The organism is Exiguobacterium sp. QJM3NY_9 (assembly GCF_056173545.1).
The window spans coordinates 502,699-520,015 of sequence record NZ_CM149679.1 but is presented as its reverse complement, the minus strand read 5'-3'; the positions used below and the strand labels follow the sequence as shown (position 1 = coordinate 520,015).

Below are 17,317 nucleotides of genomic sequence, written 5' to 3'. Positions count from 1 at the left end.
ACTGATCCACTAAGTAGCCCCCTTATTTTTTTCCGTGCAACATCTTTACACTTTCACGTGTGTACTGAAGTCGTTCAATCGTATCCGTATAGTGAATTGCTGCATAAGACAAGAAGAGCACATCAATCGCAAACAATTGTGCCAAGCGCGAACTGAGTGCCGCACTTCGAAGCGGTGCTTCCGGTGCACGCGATGTCCACAATGCGATATCTGCCAGCTGACTGATTCGGTTATCACCAAATCGGGTTAGACTAATCATTTTTAAACCGCGAATTTTTGCCAGTCGCATCAGTTCGACGACTTCTTCTGTTTCCCCGCTGTAAGAAATCGCGAAGAAGACATCATCCGGACTCGCATTTGCAAGGAGTGTCGCTAAAAGATGCTGATCCGATTCTTGAATCGCTAACTTCCCGACGCGCGTCCACTTTTGAGCTGCATCAAGTGCGACGACGTTCGAAGCACCGATTCCATAAAAATAGATAGCACGTGCTTGATCGAGGGCTTTTGTCGCTTCTGCGATTCGGACATCGTTCAATTGTTTGGCTGTATCTTGTAGGGCTTGCATACTGTTACTCAGCGTTTTTTCGATTAAATCTGCTGGACGTTCGTTTTCTTCGATATCGTGATATCCTGTCAAATCCGTTCGTGCCGTATCAGCAGAAATCCGCATCCGCAGTTCCGGATACCCCTTTAGTCCAAGCGCACGACAAAATCGGACGACGGCTGCAGCGCTCGTATTCGATTCTTCTGCCAAATGATGAATCGTCATCCCGGCGATTTCGTTTGCGTGGGATAAAACAAAATCAGCTACTTTTCGTGACGAGGACGGCAACTCCTCGCGTACTGCTTCAATTTGTGAAAAGATACCACCCTTCATTCAATCCGCTCCTTTGACTTGACGTTCTTTTAGAATCCGTTTTCATGTTATACATTTAGTGTACATTTTATGAAACTTAATTTCAAATAATTATTGTATTCCAAAATTTAATCATAATAAAAAGGACCCATGTGCATGGATCCTTCAGCTTACAGGAAAAACTTTATCAACGAATTTTAACGATTGGTTTTTTCGTATCGGGTTCGAGGAATAACATCGCTTCCGTATCTCCGTTTAAGTTCGTGACGGTAATCGTCGTCGGAACATTCCGGTTATACTCCCACCGGTTTTCAAGCAGATACGTCACGTATTGGATGAAGGCGACAAGTTCTGCTTTTCCGTAAAATTGAACCGGGATTTTAATTTCAAGCTTCTTCAATTCACCCTCTTGATAGAATCCTTCACCCATCATCCCCGTGTAGTTCGGGAAGTAGTCTTCGAGCCGGTCCTTGAACAAGTCGAATTTCGCCGCGTCATCACGAACGTCATTCGTTGCTGCTGAAGAAGGATAGTAGTAATACTTCTCATCATAATTTTTCCAGTCATTCGCACTAATTTGGTTCCCGCGACCGATGAAGGCCGATGAAAGGTAGTGACCTGAAACCGGTGAACCCTCTTTCTCTTGTAAATAGAGGGCGACGTGGATCGGTGTCGTCTTCATCCCGTCCGTCTTCCGCATCTTTTGGACGAGTTCGTTTGCCATTTTCTTGCCTTGCTCGATGACTTTTTTCTCATCTAATTTCACAGTATATGTCGGCCCATAGTTTTCATCTTGGAAAACGTACTCACTATTTAAGACTAACGCAATCGATGTCCCACCCAGTTCGAGTTTTTTATCTTCTTCGAGCATGTAGTCTTGTTCTAAGATGTGCGATAAAATCAAAGGAGACTTCTGATTTTTCTCTTTATATGATTTTCCAGTCGTGTACGCCGGGTTTAGTCCTTCTGGATCACTCCCACTCGTATCTGCTTTCCCTGTTCGAAGCAACCACGTTGCGATTTGGTCCGCTTCCAGCAGTTGACCTTCTTGGTAATAGTATTTTTCCGGGTCAAAAAACTGTGTTGAATGGCGCATCAGCCCGGTCTCAATCTCATCCAGTTCAAGCCGTGAGCTGACCCGCTTTTGTGTCATCCCGCGGGCGACGCTTGGCCGAAACGGAAGTACCGTTCGATAGTACGAATCGGTCGTATCGATTGCCGGACTGACAACTGCTTGGACTTCTTTACCTTGTTCGCTCTCAGTAATGACTTCTTTCGTATCGCTGTCTTGTGATAGATCCATCGAACAAGCACCTAAAAATAGTGTGCTCGTCAATGTCAATGCTATCATTTTTCTATATCTCATCATCATTGCACCCCATGTTTTAAAATCGTTCTCTTTATCATAACAGAATCGTTTTCAATCGGGGAAGCACTAGTTTTCCCCTACTTTTCAAAAAGCACTGCGTGACTTTTAATCGCGCGAAAGGACAATCTTATATGAAACAACGACAAGTCATCGGGCTCCTTCTCTTATCAGCAGGTATTTTATTCATGCTTTGGCCCATTTGGAGTACCTATCAAAAACAAGCAACAACGACTGATTTAAAGCAACAATGGAAAAAAAGCTTACAAACGGTTGATGCAAAAGAAACGACGAAACCACTGGCGACAAAAGGTGACGGACTCTTAACAATCCCTTCACTTGATTTCGAACAAGTCATCTTAGAAGGAGCTTCGACCGATGTTCTTGATCGCAGTATCGGGCACATCAAAGAAACCGGTGCCCCGGGAAAAGGAAACTATGCTTTAGCAGGACACCGAAGTTTTACGAAAGGACTTCATTTCAACAAGTTACCGCAACTGAAAACAGGAGCCGATGTCATCGTCACCACAAAAGACCATCGTTATACGTACCGCATGGAAAGTTCAAAACTCGTCAAGCCGACGGATCTCTCCGTTCTCGATCAAAACGTCAAACAACCGATGATTACACTCATCACTTGTGATCCACCGGAAACCGCGACAAACCGCTTAATCAAACAAGGTGTGTTGATTAAAACAGAAACACTTGATTGAGTCTAGCACTTCATCTGCTTTCAAGCACAAACAAAAATCCGAGTGATTCTTTTCAAAAGAAGAATCGCTCGGATTTTTTTAAGGCGTAGACCCTACTCTGAATCGCTTATTTTAAATCACGCCTCGTGTTGTGCCAATTCTTCCAGCAATCGTGCCTCATCCCAAATCTCAATTCCGAGTGATTCAGCCTTCGTCAACTTCGACCCCGCCTTTTCACCTGCGACTAAGATATCGGTTTTCTTACTAACACTCCCGGTCACGTCTGCACCGAGTACCTCAAGACGCTTTCCAGCTTCCGAACGTTTTAGCGATTCCAGTGTCCCGGTCAAAACAATCGTTTTCCCGGAGAACGGTGCATTCGATTGATCGATCCGTTGACCAAGAAACTGTTGGTTCAGCCCAAGCGCTGCTAAATCCTGAATCAACGCCTGTGCTTCCGGATGCTCGAAATACTGCGTAATCGAGTCAGCAATTTTACTGCCGACTCCGTCGATCGCCACAATTTCATCGTAACTTGCTTGCGCGATTCCGGTTAACGTATCAAAACGTTCTGCGAGCAGATACGCTGCTTTTTGACCGACGAGCCGGATGCCAAGACCAAAGACGAGGCGTTCGAGTGAATTTTGTTTCGACGCCTCGATTGCCGCCAGTAACTTATCGACTGACGTTTCTCCCATCCGTTCATAGGTCAAGAGTTCGTCACGATCGAGACGATACAAGTCAGCAAGCGTCCGAATTGCTTGATGTTCATACAGTTGACGGACAACTTTTTCACCAAGCCCATCGATGTTCATCGCTTGGCGCGAGACGAAGTGGATGATGCCTTCCGTCAACTGGGCTGGACATTCCGGACTGACGCAGCGCACGTCGACTTCACCTTCGAGGCGGACGAGCTCCGACTGACAGGCAGGACATTGTTTCGGGAATTCAATCGGTTGTTCCGCCCCCGTTCGTTCTGAAACGACGACACTGACGACAGCCGGAATGACGTCCCCCGCTTTTTTAATGATGACTTGATCGTGCAGGCGGATATCTTTTTCCATGATGAAGTCCGCGTTGTGTAACGTCGCATAACTGACGGTCGAACCGGCAACGACGACGGGTGCGAACCTTGCGCGTGGTGTCACTTTCCCGGTCCGTCCGACACTAAAGTCAACTTCTTCGACGGTCGTCATCACTTCTTCAGCAGCAAATTTATAGGCGGTCGCAAACCGTGGACTCTTCGCCGTAAAACCTAATTCTTCTTGATCGTCATAACGGTCGACCTTGAGCACGATGCCATCGATTTCATACGGCAATGTCGCACGCTCTGCCGTCCAGTACGTGATGAACGCTAAAATATCTTCTACCGTCTGACATGTTTTCATTTCTTTGTTCGTCGGTAAACCGAGCTGTGCCAGTTGTTCCATCGCTTCACTATGAGAGCGCGCCGTCAGTGTATTGACACCGACACCGTAAACGAATAGCGATAAATTGCGTGACGCCGTTATCGACGAGTCGAGTTGCCGTAAGCTGCCGGCTGCGGCATTGCGCGGGTTGGCGAATAATGCTTCTTCGCGTGCCGTCCGTTCCTCGTTTAAGCGCTCGAACGATTGTTTCGGCATGTAGGCTTCGCCGCGAACTTCAACCGTCTCCTGCTCACGCAGACGTAACGGTAACGCCTTAATCGTCCGTAAGTTTTGGGTAATATTTTCACCGACTGTTCCGTCACCCCGTGTCGCCCCACGAACGAGTAGTCCGTCTTCATACTTTAAAGAAATCGCGAGTCCGTCGAACTTCAGCTCCGCGACATATGTCGTTGCACGACCGAGCGACCGTTCAATCCGCTCGACCCATTCCCGGATTTCCGTTTCATCGAAGACGTTGCCAAGTGAGAGCATCGGTAAGTCATGCGTCACCTTTTCGAATGCTTCGAGTGGCGCTGCTCCGACACGTTGGGTCGGAGAATCCGCCGTAATCAGTTCCGGATGGGCCGTTTCCAGTTCAGTCAGTTCCCGTAGCAATTGATCGTACGTGCTATCCGGTACGGTCGGCTGATCTTTTACGTAATATTCATAGCTGTACTGATTTAGTTTTTGGCGCAATGCTTCGATGCGTGCTTGGTCTTCCATTTTGACGCCTCCACTCATACCTTTTTAATTGGTGCGAATTTTGCAAGCAACCGTTTAATCCCGACTGCCGGGAACGCGATATCAATCTCAAGACTATCGCCAGACCCACGTGTTTGGACGACCGTTCCTTGCCCCCACTTACCATGCTCTGCCTTGTCCCCGACATTCCAGCCAAGTGACTCGGCGCCGGATGTTTTCATTGCTGTCGGTTTCGTGACCGAACGACCGATAACAGCTTTCCCTTGCGGAACCGGACGATCTTCCCATGGGAGTGGTTTGGGTTTTTTACCGGTCCGTTCGATAACTTCTTCCGGTAACTCGGCTAAGAAACGCGATTCTTGGTTCGCATTTGTCCGTCCGTATAACGAGCGCATCCGCGCATGCGAGAGATAAAGTCGTTTTTCTGCTCGCGTGATGCCGACGTAGGCCAGGCGGCGTTCTTCTTCCATCTCGTCTTCATCTTGCAGCGAACGGCTGTGCGGGAACAAACCTTCTTCCATTCCAATCAGGAAGACGACCGGGAACTCAAGCCCTTTCGCCGAGTGCAACGTCATCAACGTGACTTGCTCACCTGGATCCGTTTCATCAAGCGAATCAACATCGGCGACGAGTGTCAAGTCGGTCAAGAAGGCAATGATCGTCCGGTCTTCCGGATCTTCTCCTTCTGTCTCCTTCTCGAAGTTTTGCGCGACAGTGATAAACTCGTTGATGTTCTCAAGACGACTTTGTGCTTCAAGTGTCTTGTCTTCTTTTAAGACTTGACGATAGCCTGATTTTTCAAGAACTTCCTCGACGAGCTCCGAGATGCTGATAAATTCCTGCATCTGACGTAACCCCATGATCATCGTCCGGAAATCCGTCAATTTAGCTGCCGTCTTTGGTGCGATATTCGACAATTCGATATCACGGATGGCATCCATCAAGGACACACCCTGAAGATCAGCGAAGTCACGTAATTTATCAATCGTTGTCGCCCCGATTCCACGTTTCGGTTCATTAACGATTCGGGCAAAGGATAAATCCTCGTTCGGGTTCGAAATCAGGCGGAGATAGGCAAGAACGTCTTTGATTTCTTTTCGATCGTAGAACTTTGTTCCGCCAATCATTTTGTACGGTACGTTTGACTTCAGTAACGTTTCCTCGATTGCACGCGATTGAGCGTTCGTCCGGTACAAAATTGCGATGTCGTTAAGCTTCATCCCGTAACGTAGCGAATTGCGAATTTCTTGGACGATGTAAAAGGCCTCTTCCCGCTCGTTTTCCGCCGTATGGATAATCAATTTTTCCCCTTCGAGATTTTCCGTCCAAAGCTTTTTATCTTTTCGTGTACTGTTGTTTTTGATGACATGGTTTGCCGCATCAAGAATTCGTTTGGACGAACGATAGTTTTGTTCGAGCAAGATGACGCGGGCTGTCGGATAATCCTCTTCGAACGACAAGATGTTCGCGATATCCGCACCACGCCAGCGATAAATCGACTGATCGGAGTCACCGACGACACAGAGGTTTTGATGTGCGGCTGCTAATAAGTTAACGAGATCGTATTGGGCTTTGTTCGTATCTTGATACTCATCGACATGGATGTAACGGAATTTTTTTTGATAAAAGGCGAGTACGTCCGGTGCTTGTTTGAATAACTCTGTTGTCTTCCCAATCAAGTCATCGAAATCGAGCGCATTATTGCGTCGTAAGACGGATTCGTATCCTTTATAAATTTCAGCGACTGTTTTTTCATATGGATTCGTCACGATTGATGCATAGAACTCAGCACTCCGTAACTCATTTTTTTGACTTGAAATGATCGAGAGCATCGACCGTGGATCCCATTTCTTCGGATCAAGGTTCTGTTCTTTCAAGACCAATTTAAGTGCCGACTGCTGATCGCTTGAATCAAGGATTGTAAAGTTCCGGTCGTAACCAAGCTTATCGATATCACGACGTAACATCCGGACACACATCGAGTGGAAGGTCGAGACCCAGATGTCGTTTGCGACCCCGCCGACTAAACGACCGATTCGGTCACGCATTTCCCGTGCGGCTTTATTCGTAAAGGTAATCGCTAAGATGTTCCATGGTGCGACTTGTTTTTCCGCCATCAAATAGGCGACACGATGCGTCAAAACACGTGTTTTCCCTGAACCGGCTCCTGCCATGATCAGCAAGGGACCGTCCGTATGTTTGACCGCTTTCGCCTGCTCCGGATTCAATCCGCTCACGAGCTGTTCACTTAAATTAAACATGTAATAGCCTCATTTCTTTTTTCCGAACTTTTGTTCTTATATTTTATCGTGTTGCTTCTACTGTCGCAAGTGCTGCTTTTAAATCCTCATAAATGATATTTCCGACGACGATCGTATCGGCGTAACGGAACATTTCCCGCGCCCGTTCGGCGGAATCGATTCCGCCCCCGTAAAACAGCCGCGCCTGCCGGACAACGTCCTTGACGGCTGCGACGACTTCCGGATTGCCATAGACGCCGCTGTACTCAAGATAGACGATCGGCAGACGGAAGACACTGTCCGCGAGTTGGGCATAGGCGACGACTTCTTCTTCCTGTAATACTTTTGCTTTTGTGACGTGCGCGACCTTCGCCTCCGGATTCAAGACGATGTAGCCTTCTCCGACCAGGTCGGCATGGGCCAGCATATGCCCGACTTCCTGTAAGGCTTCGACCTGTTTTTCGACCAGATATTCTAGCGTACCACTATTTAAGACGCTCGGAGTCAAATACGTATCAAACCCCATCGTCGCCGCTTCGAGCTCAGAAATTTCAAGTGCGACCGCGACCGGATATCTTCGCAGACGCATCAGTAAGTCGAGCGTCGCATCCAGCGTAATATCATCGGTTCCGCCGACGATGATTGCATCTGTTCCAGAAGTCGCGATTGCTGCGAGGGTCGCCTCCTCGATTTCTTTTGCTGGATCTAATTTAAAGACATGCCGCCATTCATCATACGGTAGTAACACGTTCGTCCCATCCTTCCTATCTTGTTCATCTCTAATTAGTATAAAACAAAAACCCATCTCGCGCAGGGCGAGATAGGTCAAGTAGTCGCGCGTCGTTTCGTTAAGAGTGCTGCGAGTCCGAGCGCTAAAAATCCGTAAAGGACGGCGAATGCCCATGGCTCAGCGAGAAAAAAACCGAGCACCGGGACGTCGAGTAACGATGATTCAGGCGAGCAGAGTGCCCGTCCATTGACGATCGCCAGAAATGGCAAGGCCGGAACAGCAAAGATGTAACCAAAATTAATCCAAAATGCACGATTCATGCAATCGTCTCCTTAACCGATAATGACGGATTCCTTCGGATAATTGTATTTTCGTTTTGGCTGATTCGCTTTTAAGAGTAAGACAAACGAGATGACACCGATTCGTCCGATGAACATTAAAATCGATAATGTCCATTTTCCGACATTCGATAACTCACTCGTGATCCCGAGCGATAACCCGGTCGTTCCGAATGCGGAACATGCTTCAAAGAACAAGACGAGGAATGGTGCATCCTCGAACATGAGCAAGACAATCAATCCGATGATCGTCACTCCCGTCGAAACGACAATGACGACGAACGATTTCCAAATGTCCGATTGGTCAATTTCACGTCCGAAAATCTTGATTCCATATTCTCCACGGATGAAGGCGACAACACTAAGTAATGCAACAGCAAACGTTGTTGTCCTGATCCCCCCGCCGACGGATGATGGAGAAGCACCGATGAACATTAAAATGGATAAGACGAAGACGGAAGCTTGTGAAAATGTCGTAATATCAACCGTCGTCAATCCACCATTTCGTGTCGTAACCGACTGGAACAGCGCATCGACAATTTTTTCATCAATCGGTAATCCTTTAAAGGACTGGTTCCATTCAAACAACAACAGACTGCCTGTCCCAAACAGGACGAGGATGAAGAACGTCGAGGCTGTCAGTTTCGTAAATAACGAAAAGTGATACGGTTGTCGTGTCGATTGACGTGTTGCCCGGTAGGCAAAGTATCGTCGCACTTCAACAAGTACAGGGAAACCAATCGCACCGAGTGTCAATAAGACGATTTGCATAAAGACGACAAATAAGTCTCCTCGAAACGGAAGAAGCGACTCTCCTGTGATATCGAACCCCGCGTTCGTCGTCGCACTGACTGAACCGAAGACACCTTGCAACATTGCTTCACCGATCGTCGGAAAGTATTTCGTATAATAAAGGCCTAAAATAAGTGCACCGATCAATTCAATGGAAAGAATGATTAAGATGACTTCACGGATATATTTGACGACCCCTTGCATCGTCGTCTGGTTTTGATCACGAACGACGAGTTGCCGTTCTCGAAAACCGATTCGCTTCCCCAAGATGACCCACATCGCGATATGGAGCGACATCAAGCCAATTCCACTTACCTGCACCAAAATCATGATCATAAAATATCCGAACGTCGTAAACGTATCGGAGACGGAAACGGTCGTCAATCCGGTCACACTGACACAGCTAACCGCCATGAACACCAAGTCTGTAAAATCCCAGTCATAGTCTCCACGGGTCGACCACGGTAGTCCTAATAAAATGATTGCGATGATGACAGCAACGAAATAGATGATGACGAGCGACTGGATCGGCGTCAGTTTTCGAATGAAATGCTGAATCTTTTGTTGAAACGCTAAATCCATCCAGGTTCGTCCTCCTCCATCAAAGCAGCGGATAACCGATTAGTTATCCGCTACTGTTTCTTCTTTCAAACCTAAACGTGCTAACGCTAAATCGTAACCACCAGAGCCATAGTTCAAACAACGTTTCACACGTGAAATCGTCGCCGTCGACGCCCCGGTCGCCTTCTCGATTTTATGATACGTGTTTCCTTCACGTAGTTGACGTGCCACTTCGAGACGTTGCGCAAGCGCTTGAATCTCGTTGACCGTCGCTAAATCTTCAAATAAAGTGTAGCAATCTTCTAATGAATCCATCTTCATGATGGCCGTAAATAATTGGTCGAGTTCTTTCCCTCGTAATTTATCGAGTTGCATCTTGTAACTTCCTTTCCCATTCAATCACTCTTTAATAGTTTAAAGCGCGACGTTTTAAATTTCAAGCATCAGCGTAAAATCGCTGGGAAAAGAACTTTTTTCCGAAGGACTTCATAGATGCCTTGCGGCGTGATGCGTACATACGGCAAGTGCGTCGATGCAAGGAATAATAACGTATAAATCGGATCTTCGAATTGGTACCCCCGTGCGAACAACGCTTCACGCAATGCTGTTTCCTGAACGATTAAGTCTTCGAGCGGTAAATCAGAAGTCTGTCCCATCAACGTCAACGGAATCTCGGCAATCACTTCCCCGTCTTCGACGAGAACAATTCCCCCACCGAATGCTTTCATCCGTTCAAACGCCACCTGCATATCTTGTTTCGATTTCCCGATCATTAAGATATCACCACTGATTGAATAGGAACTGACCATCCCCCCGACGTTCGTCGCAAAGTTTTTCAAAACAGTATTAAGGCGCCATTTCCCTTGCCGATCAAGTAACATTAAAAACGACTCATTGCAATCGGCAGGTAAGACAGGCACACTCGTATCATGTTCAACTTGATACAATTTCATGATGACCGAGTTGATCATCTCAAGACCAACCGGCATGCTGAATGAAAAATCTTGATCCGTCAATGAGACGCTGACTTCAGACTTCTGCATTAATTCCATCGCTTGATCGAGTGCTTCAACGGGGTAGCACGGAATATCGTCGCGCCGGACCCACGTCCCGCGTGCTAGGACATCGACGGGTGTCGGTTGATCGATCGCTTCTAAAATATTTAAGTGGGCAATCCGTCCCGGTGCGATACTTCCCAGGAGATGATCAAGATTAAAGTGACGTGCTGCATTGTACGAGGCAATCCGGTACGCTTCTTCTGCCGGAATTCCCGCAGCAAGCATCAAGCGGACCGTCTCGTCCATCAAACCAGACTTATAGAAGGACGGTGTCGAACCATCTGTCGTCACGAGGACCTTTTCATAATTTTGTAATCCGGCTTCGACAAGTCCTGCAAAAATGTCCGGTAAATCAGGACGAATCGATGAGTAACGAATCGTCGTCGTATATCCTAATTCAAGACGCGTCAATGCTTCCTCGACCGTCATCGCCTCATGGTCACTCGTTACGCCATAAAGTGCCATCTTTGTCAGGGTTTTCGCAGATGCTCCCGGGAAATGCCCTTCAATCGGTTTTCCGAGCTTCATCGCGTCCTGCATCCATTGAAGTAACTCATCATCGCCTTGTGAAAGACGGGGCCATCCTGTCAATTCTCCCGCCTGAATAACTTGGGGATGTTTGAGCCAGGCTTGAATCCGCTTGTTGTCAATCGAGATACTATCTGCATCAAGTTCCGTCTGTGCGTCGAGTCGTGCCCACCAATACATCGATGTCGGAAGATCCGCTAACGCTTCAACTTGTGCAAACGCTTGCTCGACGGGCTCTAACAAAAGGAGCATATTATCATTGACGAGTGTCGTCGTTCCACGCTCCGCAGCAAACTTCGCGAGCGTCGCCGGATTATATAATTGGAAGGGATGGGCATGCGGTTCAATATAACCTGGTACGATGAATTTCCCTGTTGCATCGTAGACCTCGTCCGCCTGGTCCGGCATATCCGGTCCGACATAGATAATCCGGTCTCCGCTAACCCAGATATTCGCCGTGCGCCATGCTTTCAACCCATGATTTAAGTACGTCGCATTTTCAAGTACGAGTGTAGGTGCAAGCTGTCCGCTGATGACCGCTTGGTGACCACGTACTTCAGTTTTCGTCCAAGGGGACCTTCCACAATTCTTTTTCACGAAAGCTCGACCTCCTTTTATTTTCTGAAAACGCTTTCTTATACTTCTTATACTAAAATGTTATCAAAAAAGTTTCAAGGTAATTTCATGTATATCCGACCTATTTCGACAAAATAACACAAAACTGTCAAGGAAGACAATCAACTTTCGCATGTTCCTTCGGTTGAACGTCTGCTCTTCTCACATTTTTTCCGGTGTTGGACTGTATCGAACCTGATGCTTATCATGTCAGCCGCTCCTCTCCTCCTCGAATCGTCTTATGTTTTCAGGCATTTCAGACCGTATGCGAATTAGACAAATTCCTGATGCTTATCATGTCAGCCGCTCCTCTCCTTCTCGAATCGTCTTATGCTTTCAGGCATTTCAGGCCGTATGCGAATTAAACAAATTCCTGATGCTCGTCATGTCCGCCGCTCTCTCCTTCTCGAATCGTCTTATGCTTTCCGACATTTCAGGCCGTATGCGAATTAGACAAATTCCTGATGCTTATCATGTCAGCCGCTCCTCTCCTCCTAGAATCGTCTTCTAGCGGCAATCCTTCGCGCCGCTTCGCTACGCTGCAGGGTCGCTCTTGATTGCTTTTCGCTAAGAAGCGATTCAAGTCGGAAGTCGCGCCCTGACAAAAGTTTCGCTTCTCGTGACTCCTGCGGGGAAAAGCGCGATTCGCGCTGTCAGAGGCAGGCGAGACCCTGCTACTTGTTCGTAGAATCAAGGAGCAACGGCTCGCGCCTCGCCCGAGGAAAGCACGAGAAGGAAGAATCTTTTGTCAAAAACATCCTCTCAAAAAACTATGCTGTTTAAAAAGAGATCTCATTCAAAAAACCGCGTCCTGACAAAAGTTTCGCTTCTCGTGACTCCTGCGGGGAATAGCGCGGTTCGCGCTGTCAGAGGCAGGCGAGACCCTGCTACTTGTTCGTAGAATCAAGGAGCAACGGCTCGCGCCTCGCCCGAGGAAAGCACAAGAAGGAAAAACTTTTTGTCAAAACCCTTCTTTCAAAAAAAAGCCAAGCGAAATCGCTTGGCTTTTACATAACAGTTATATTCAAATTCATGTTGTCCGAAACGCCTTTTTCGCAATATCCGTCCGGTAAAAGAAACCGGTTTGATCAAACGAAGCTAACCCTTGATAAATATCAGCGACTGCTGCTTCCATCGTCGCGGCTTGACTGACACAGACGAGGACACGCCCGCCTGCTGAAACGAGTGTATCGTCCTTTTCTGTCGTCCCGGCATGAAAGACTAAGACTTTCGAATCGATTGATGTAAGATCAATCGGTTGTCCTGTCTGCGGTCGTTCCGGATACCCGTCTGCCGCGATGACGACACCGACCGTCGCAGCATCGGACCACAGGACTTCAGGTTCCTCACCTGCTGTGAGCGGGATGATGACATCGAGTAAGGGGGTTTCGAGACGCGGTAAGATGACTTCTGTTTCCGGATCCCCGAACCGCGCATTAAACTCGATGACGGACGGTCCGCGGTTCGTCAACATCAGACCCGCGTATAAGAATCCTGTAAAGGGAATCCCTTCGCTTGCCATCTGCTCGACGAGGGGACGCAAAATCCGTGTCATCGCTTCATCCGTGACGGCTTGTTCATCGAATTGAGGCAACGGGCTGTAAGCTCCCATTCCACCGGTATTCGGTCCGGCATCACCATCGAAGGCGCGCTTGTGATCTTGCGACAAGACCATCGGGATGACGGTCTCTTCATGGACGAATGCCATCAAGGAACACTCTTCTCCGACGAGACATTCTTCGATGACGACACTACTTTGGTCACCGAAGTCACCGGCGAAGATGTCTTCAATTGCGCGAACTGCTTCATCAAGCGTTGTCGCCACCGTGACGCCTTTACCTGCTGCGAGACCATCTGCTTTGATGACGATCGGTGCCCCTTGACGGGAGACATACGCTTTCGCTTCTTCTGCCGATGTAAAGACAGCGAATGCTGCCGTCGGAATCCCTGCCCGTTCCATCAATCCTTTGGCGAACTGTTTACTTCCTTCAAGTGCCGCCGCTTCACGCGAAGGACCAAAAATCTTAAGACCCGCTGCTTCGAAGGCATTGACGACACCGAGGACAAGTGGGCCCTCTGGTCCGACAATCGTCCAATCAATCTGTTCGTCTTTAGCAAATTGGACAAGCTCACTGATGGCATCTTCCCGAATCGGGACACATGTGGCTTCCGTCATCCCGACATTTCCCGGCGCGGCATAAATCGTTTTGACTCGTTCATCTTGTGCTAGCTTCCAGACGAGCGCGTGTTCACGCCCGCCTTTTCCGATTACTAATACCTTCATGCAAGTCGCCTCCACTCAGTGTTTGAAATGACGGACATTCGTAAAGATCATCGTGACGCCGTGTTCGTTACACGCATCAATCGACTCTTGGTCACGAATCGACCCACCCGGTTGGATGATTGCCGTAATCCCGGCTGCTGCCGCGGCTTCGACCGTATCGCGCATCGGGAAGAAGGCGTCAGATGCGAGAGATGCACCAATCGCCTTGTCCCCGGCTTGCGCGATGGCGATGCTCGCCGACCCGACACGGTTCATCTGCCCTGCCCCGACACCGACCGTCACTTCATCTTTCGCTAAGACAATCGCGTTCGACTTGACGTGTTTGACAGCACGCCATGCGAGCTTCAAGTCTTCCCATTCGGCTGCTGTCGGTTTACGGTCCGTGACGACACGTGCTGCTGCATCATCTAACGTCTCATCGTCGCTATCCTGGACAAGCATACCGCCAGCGACGGCTGTATAGCGGATCGCTTGGACACGTTTGACATCCAGTTCAAGCAAACGCAGGTTTTTCTTCGCTGCCAACAGCTCGAACGCTTCTGTCGTAAACGATGGGGCGATGATGATTTCAAGGAAGATGCCACTGAGCTGCTCCGCTGTCGCGAGATCGACTTCACGGTTCAGAGCGACGATGCCGCCAAAGATCGAGACCGGATCTGCTGCATGCGCGCGGCGGAAGGCTTCGTCGATTGTCGGACCGACAGCGACGCCACACGGGTTCATGTGTTTGACGACGACGGCTGCTGCTTCGCGGAACTCATCAAGGATTTCAAGTGCGGCATTGGCATCTTGAATATTGTTGTATGACAATTCTTTTCCGTGCAGTTGGTTCGCTGATGCAAGAGACGCCCCACGATAGATCGGTGTTTTATAAAACGCCGCTTCCTGATGCGGATTTTCTCCATAGCGTAAGTCTTGTACCTTCTCGAGCGTAATCGTTAATTGCTCCGGGAATTTTTCTCCCGTTTGTGTCAAGAAGTAGTCCGCAATCAAGGCGTCGTAGGCTGCCGTATGACGGAAGGCTTTCGCTGCTAATTTTTGGCGTGTTTCAAACGTCGTTCCACCGAGGTTGATTTCTTTGATGATTTCGCTGTAGTCTGCTGGATCAACGACAACCGTCACGGCTGCATGGTTTTTCGCAGCAGAGCGAATCATGCTCGGTCCACCGATATCGATGTTTTCAATTGCGTCTGCGTAAGGAACGTCCTCTTTCATAACCGTTTCCTTAAAGGGATACAAATTGACGACAACGAAATCGATTGGTTTGATGTGTTGCTCTGCCATTTGTTCGCGGTGCGTCTCTAAATCACGACGTCCAAGTAAACCTCCATGGACCATTGGATGTAACGTTTTCACACGACCGTCAAGCATCTCCGGGAATTGTGTGACTTCACTGATACCGATGACCGGAAGTCCTGCTGCCTCAAGTGCTTGATGGGTCCCGCCTGTCGATACAAGTTCAATCCCTGCTTCGTGAAAGGCTTGTCCCAGTTCTACGATTCCTGTTTTATCCGATACACTAATTAACGCTCTCATACGTTTGCCCCCTCTTTAATCCACTCTTCGATGACTTGCGGATACAATCTGTGCTCTACTTGCTGAATCGCTTTCTGTAGCGTTTCCCGCGTCATATCCTCAGTGATACGGACCGCTTCCTGTGCCATGATTGGTCCCGTATCCATCCCTTCATCGACTATATGAATTGTAACACCTGTGATTTTAACTCCGCCACGAAATGCTTGCCCGATCGCATCTTTTCCTGGAAAGGCCGGGAGCAGCGACGGATGGATGTTGACGATTCGTCCGGCATACCGTGCGAGAAGGACATCACCGACGAGACGCATATATCCGGCTAGGATAATCCGTTCCACGTCTCGCCGCTCTAGTTCCGCAACGATTTCGCGTTCAAAAGACGGTTTATCCGGGTAGTCCTTGGCTGTAAAAACAAACACATCACAGCCGTGTCTTCGTGCCCGCTCGATGACGAGCGCCTCTTTTTGATCGCAGACGACGAGTTCAATCGTCGCCTGTAAACGTCCTGCCTCAATCGCTTCAAATAACGCTTCAACATTACTCCCGCTTCCGGAAGCAAAACAGGCAAGCCTCATTGGTCGACTCCTTTGATGCGAATCCCGTCTTGATCTGTCACAGTCCCGATCGTATAGGCCGTTTCATTTTCGCGCGCCAGGCGTGCCGTCACTTCGGCCACGTGTTCCGGCTTGACGATCATCATGTAGCCGATCCCCATGTTGAAAACGTTATACATCTCGTCACGCGGAATGTTTCCGGCTTGTTCAAGCCAATCGAAGACCGGTAACGTCGGCCATTTTTTCGGATCAAACGTCGCCCCGCAACCTTCCGGGAGGACACGTGGTACGTTTTCATAGAAACCGCCACCCGTGATATGGACCATCGCTTGAATCTTCTCTGTTTCGAGCGCTGCTTTGACAGCTTCGACATAAATCCGTGTCGGCATCAACAAGGCATTGCCGATCGTGTTACCGAGCATCATCAATTCATCTTCATACTGAAGACCACTTTCTTCGACGATTTTTCGGACGAGTGAAAATCCGTTCGAGTGAACCCCTGACGACGCGAGCCCTAAAATGACATCACCGGGTGTAACGCCTTCACCAGTAATCAATTTCTGTTTTTCGACGGCACCGACGGCAAAGCCGGCAATATCATACTCCCCGTCTGCATACATCCCTGGCATCTCTGCCGTCTCGCCGCCGATTAACGTACAGCCCGACTGGACACAGCCTTCGGCGACACCGGCGACAATCCGTTCGATTTTCGACGGAATGGCTTTACCGAGTGCGATGTAGTCAAGGAAATAAAGGGGTTCTGCGCCTTGAACGATGATGTCGTTGACACACATCGCGACACAATCAATCCCAATCGTATCGTGTTGGTCGAGGGCGAAGGCAAGTTTTAACTTCGTTCCGACGCCATCTGTCCCGCTGACGAGCACCGGTTCTTTTAGATTCAATTGACTGAGGTCGAACATTGCACCGAAACTTCCGAGTCCCGTCATGACTTCCTTCCGCATCGAACGGGCGACGTGTTTTTTCATCCGGGATACGGATTCGTACCCTGCGGTCAGGCTAACACCTGCTGCTTCGTATTGTTTACTCATGCTTTGT

At 48.6% G+C, this 17,317-nt stretch carries 14 protein-coding genes; 1 reads left to right on the top strand and 13 read right to left on the bottom strand.

Annotated features, from left to right (window positions below; translation table 11 throughout):
* Positions 1 to 22: 22 nt before the first annotated feature.
* Together AC0VYQ_RS02580 and AC0VYQ_RS02575 are read right to left on the bottom strand one after the other, a co-directional pair.
* The gene (locus AC0VYQ_RS02580) at positions 23 to 877 is read right to left on the bottom strand and encodes a MurR/RpiR family transcriptional regulator (RefSeq protein WP_088836288.1); all 855 of its coding nucleotides are present in this window, start codon (positions 875 to 877) and stop codon (positions 23 to 25) included.
* Positions 878 to 1,043: 166 nt separating this feature from the next.
* Complete coding sequence (locus AC0VYQ_RS02575; protein WP_251132020.1) at positions 1,044 to 2,207, bottom strand: CamS family sex pheromone protein; 1,164 nt, start codon at positions 2,205 to 2,207, stop codon at positions 1,044 to 1,046.
* 149 nt (positions 2,208 to 2,356) lie between these two features.
* Between AC0VYQ_RS02575 and AC0VYQ_RS02570 the strand changes: the two genes are divergently transcribed.
* Complete coding sequence (locus AC0VYQ_RS02570) at positions 2,357 to 2,935, top strand: class D sortase (protein ID WP_214893717.1); 579 nt, start codon at positions 2,357 to 2,359, stop codon at positions 2,933 to 2,935.
* 116 nt (positions 2,936 to 3,051) lie between these two features.
* On the opposite strand, the gene ligA is transcribed toward AC0VYQ_RS02570, so the two are convergent.
* From ligA to purM, 11 genes are all read right to left on the bottom strand, one after another.
* Positions 3,052 to 5,046 (bottom strand): NAD-dependent DNA ligase LigA, encoded by a 1,995-nt coding sequence (gene ligA / locus AC0VYQ_RS02565; RefSeq protein ID WP_475404186.1) that lies wholly within the window; start codon positions 5,044 to 5,046, stop codon positions 3,052 to 3,054.
* Positions 5,047 to 5,060: 14 nt separating this feature from the next.
* Positions 5,061 to 7,286 (bottom strand): DNA helicase PcrA, encoded by a 2,226-nt coding sequence (pcrA, locus tag AC0VYQ_RS02560; protein ID WP_088836285.1) that lies wholly within the window; start codon positions 7,284 to 7,286, stop codon positions 5,061 to 5,063.
* Between the two features lie 43 nt (positions 7,287 to 7,329).
* Complete coding sequence (gene pcrB / locus AC0VYQ_RS02555; RefSeq protein WP_475404185.1) at positions 7,330 to 8,013, bottom strand: heptaprenylglyceryl phosphate synthase; 684 nt, start codon at positions 8,011 to 8,013, stop codon at positions 7,330 to 7,332.
* A 77-nt stretch (positions 8,014 to 8,090) separates the two neighbouring features.
* Positions 8,091 to 8,315, bottom strand: a complete 225-nt coding sequence (locus tag AC0VYQ_RS02550; protein ID WP_088836283.1) for a hypothetical protein — start codon at positions 8,313 to 8,315, stop codon at positions 8,091 to 8,093.
* A gap of 12 nt (positions 8,316 to 8,327) precedes the next feature.
* Positions 8,328 to 9,707, bottom strand: a complete 1,380-nt coding sequence (locus AC0VYQ_RS02545; protein ID WP_088836282.1) for a TrkH family potassium uptake protein — start codon at positions 9,705 to 9,707, stop codon at positions 8,328 to 8,330.
* A 39-nt stretch (positions 9,708 to 9,746) separates the two neighbouring features.
* Positions 9,747 to 10,061: a YerC/YecD family TrpR-related protein gene (locus AC0VYQ_RS02540; RefSeq protein ID WP_029332595.1), complete on the bottom strand. Its 315-nt coding sequence runs from the start codon at positions 10,059 to 10,061 to the stop codon at positions 9,747 to 9,749.
* A 68-nt stretch (positions 10,062 to 10,129) separates the two neighbouring features.
* Positions 10,130 to 11,869, bottom strand: coding sequence for an adenine deaminase C-terminal domain-containing protein (locus AC0VYQ_RS02535; protein ID WP_214893716.1), 1,740 nt, complete (start codon positions 11,867 to 11,869; stop codon positions 10,130 to 10,132).
* 1,048 nt (positions 11,870 to 12,917) lie between these two features.
* Entirely contained in the window at positions 12,918 to 14,171 is a 1,254-nt protein-coding gene (gene purD / locus AC0VYQ_RS02530) for a phosphoribosylamine--glycine ligase (protein WP_214805388.1), read from the bottom strand.
* 15 nt (positions 14,172 to 14,186) lie between these two features.
* Positions 14,187 to 15,707: a bifunctional phosphoribosylaminoimidazolecarboxamide formyltransferase/IMP cyclohydrolase gene (purH, locus tag AC0VYQ_RS02525; RefSeq protein WP_475404184.1), complete on the bottom strand. Its 1,521-nt coding sequence runs from the start codon at positions 15,705 to 15,707 to the stop codon at positions 14,187 to 14,189.
* Positions 15,704 to 16,279, bottom strand: coding sequence for a phosphoribosylglycinamide formyltransferase (gene purN / locus AC0VYQ_RS02520; RefSeq protein ID WP_214893713.1), 576 nt, complete (start codon positions 16,277 to 16,279; stop codon positions 15,704 to 15,706). The genes purH and purN overlap by 4 nt, the downstream gene beginning before the upstream one ends.
* Entirely contained in the window at positions 16,276 to 17,310 is a 1,035-nt protein-coding gene (gene purM, locus AC0VYQ_RS02515; RefSeq protein ID WP_088836275.1) for a phosphoribosylformylglycinamidine cyclo-ligase, read from the bottom strand. The genes purN and purM overlap by 4 nt, the downstream gene beginning before the upstream one ends.
* Positions 17,311 to 17,317: the final 7 nt, after the last annotated feature.